At 60.3% G+C, this 237-nt stretch carries 1 protein-coding gene; it reads left to right on the top strand.

The genetic code is table 11. The annotated features are described in order from the left end of the window. A partial coding sequence (locus HGT70_RS16510) for a hemagglutinin repeat-containing protein (RefSeq protein WP_214196586.1) occupies window positions 1–237 on the top strand: 237 nt, incomplete at both ends.

Raw genomic sequence — 237 nt, forward strand, 5'->3', positions numbered from 1 at the left:
GGTGGAAGGGGAGAGCGTCCATCTGCAGGCGGGAAATGATCTGACCTTAGCGGGCAGCCGAGCCATTGGTACGCAGGCGGTGACGCTACAAGCCGGGAACCAGGTGCAACTGACCCAGGCACAGAATAGTCGCCAAGAAATCCATCGCTATGAGGAAAAGCGTAAAGGCCTATCGGGCACCGGGGGGATTGGGTTTAGTTATGGGCAACACGCGCAGCGCACCACGGACGAGGGGGC

The sequence above is a fragment of the Rosenbergiella collisarenosi genome, assembly GCF_018494085.1.
Lineage (GTDB): Bacteria > Pseudomonadota > Gammaproteobacteria > Enterobacterales > Enterobacteriaceae > Rosenbergiella > Rosenbergiella collisarenosi.